General features: G+C 60.0%; 2 protein-coding genes and 1 pseudogene. All 3 read right to left on the bottom strand.

The window, feature by feature from the left end; translation table 11 throughout:
* Window positions 1–172 precede the first annotated feature (172 nt).
* Window positions 173–256: pseudogene (locus E5W70_RS33285) on the bottom strand (hypothetical protein); the annotation flags it as partial.
* Window positions 257–353: 97 nt separating this feature from the next.
* Window positions 354–842 carry a type IIL restriction-modification enzyme MmeI gene (locus E5W70_RS33280; protein WP_366509780.1) on the bottom strand — a complete coding sequence of 163 codons (489 nt, stop codon included), beginning with the start codon at window positions 840–842 and terminating at the stop codon, window positions 354–356.
* A 189-nt stretch (window positions 843–1,031) separates the two neighbouring features.
* On the bottom strand, window positions 1,032–2,035 hold a 1,004-nt coding region (locus E5W70_RS32110; RefSeq protein WP_292665345.1), incomplete at its 5' end, for an ImmA/IrrE family metallo-endopeptidase.

The raw sequence follows: 2,035 nt of genomic DNA, 5'->3' as shown, positions 1-2,035 counted from the left end.
GAGCAGGCCGACAATTTCCGCGACCCTTGTCGTGCGGCGCATAAGGGGAAGCAACAGTCGGCAGTCGGTCGGTGAACGTTTGTCGCTCACATTTCTGATGTGCACATCGCCAGCGGCTCAGCAGGAGCTTCGGCGCGTTCATTTGAGTAAAGAGACCACCAAAAAGGTCGTACGAGCTCTGCCCTTTCTTCATACAATCATCGGCTAGCGTGAGGATCGTGCCAGCCGGCAGCAGCTTGATGTCCTCGCTGAACATCGCCACTACCATCTGCAGCACAAAACGCTGCGCCCTGGAGCGGTCGATTCCCCGAGCAATCAGCCGGTTGAACAGGCTCGCAACCTTGTCCGCCGCGTCACGGGAAACTGCCTCCAAATCGTTTTTGAAGATGGGTGGTGGATCGTCCGGGAAAAGAAAGTTGAGGGCAGTGTACCGCTTCGCAAGATCGGCCACCGGTGACGACATCAACTGGCTCGTCAATCTGTTTGTCGAAGTCGTAAATCCAGAACTGATCGAAATTGCAGAGGACCACGTAGCGCGGTCTGTTAGGGACGGCGTGTATCCAGTACTCAAACGCTTGTTTGTAATGCGCGTAGAGGTTCTCTCCGCGCTTCTTCATTTCGATAAAGACCCTGGGCTTCCACACGAGATCCGCGAAGCTGCGGCCTCCGGTGGAGTTTTTCTTGATCCGGTATTCGAGTTCTGCCCCGGCCTCCTTGCAGCCCTTGTGACCAAAACCCAAGAAGAGCCGGTCGCAGAATACCTGAGCTTCTCCTTTCTCGTCGCCCTTCAAAAGGGCGACGTACTTCTGGAACTGCTCAAGACGGTCCGTTACCAAACTCATTTTGCCCCTTGGCGGTCGCCAATACCGCGCTTCAAAAGATCGCAGCCGCAGCACACCAAGAGCCGAACAAAATTGCGTTAAATGGCTTATTGGGCGGCGAATCCCCGTCTCTCTAACTTACCCAAAGAGGCGGCGCGGGTATAGGCGCAACAGACTGGTCCAGCCGCGGAAGGATCGCCGCACCGGCACTCACCAGGGCTTAGCCGAACCGAGCGGCACAACATTGTCAGGTAGTGTCGGCATGCGCTCGCCGGTCAGGCGGGCGAACAGCGCCGGGGACATGCCAAGATTGGCAAGCAGGCGGTGCAGGACAATCCCGTCACGGTTGGAAAGCCAGCTGATGGCGGCGCGCAGCAATTCCGGCTCCTCGACCGCGACACGCTCGTCGTAGCGCTCTGCCTTTGCTTGTCCGGTCTTTACCAGCTGGATGTTGGCGGTGCGATATTGTGCGGCGTCGATCAGCCCTAGATCGAACGCGCGACGGGCGATGGCGCGCACCGAGATCTTCCACCGAAGCTTCATTGTAAACAGAGCATTCCAATCGAGCGTACGGCGGCTCCGGGGAAACTCCCGCGCGAAGGCCGCGCGCGGGATCAGGAAGGCGCCGGCGAACCGGTGCGCTTCCCCTTCAGTGACGCTGTCGCCGGTCACGATGCCTTGGTGCATGATGAGGTGAGCGGCCTCGTGCGCGAGGTCGAAGCGCAAGCGGGCGCCCGCAACTTTCGCGGTTGACCGGACGATGATAGGTCGGCGCCGAGCCATAGACAGCGCATCAATGCGGTCGGTGAGATCGTCGAAGTGGACCACCACCGCACCAGCATTCTCCACAACACGCATCATACTGATGATCGGACCATCGAGGCCCAAGCCCCAGTGCTGTCGGGCATTCTCGGCGATGCGCTCAACAGCGTCGGGCGAAGCGGGGCGCGCCTCCTCTGGAAAGTCGACGATCGGCATGCGCACTTGGCCCTCGAGCGCGTCCACCAGCGCTTCCAAAGCCGTCCCCCGCGCCACCGCTTGCGCAACCAACGCTCGTGGGGCGCTTACCAGCCGACGAAAGTGGCAGTCTTCTTCACGGACGGGGTTTATCGCCGGCGTCGCGAAGAACGCAGGCGTCACCGCAAGCGCGGCTGCCAAAGCATCACGCATCTCGTCGGTGGGTTCCTTGGCGCCCGTTTCGAGCTGATGAACAA

The organism is Mesorhizobium sp., assembly GCF_005063415.1.
In the GTDB taxonomy this organism is placed as follows: domain Bacteria; phylum Pseudomonadota; class Alphaproteobacteria; order Rhizobiales; family Rhizobiaceae; genus Mesorhizobium.
Note: the sequence above shows the minus strand (reverse complement) of the source record. Positions and strands in the feature narration are given on the sequence as shown.

What these genes read in the sequence shown, in the direction of transcription:
- E5W70_RS33280 (WP_366509780.1), bottom strand. Translation starts at nt 842, where the DNA reads ATGAGTTTGGTAACGGACCGTCTTGAGCAGTTCCAGAAGTACGTCGCC.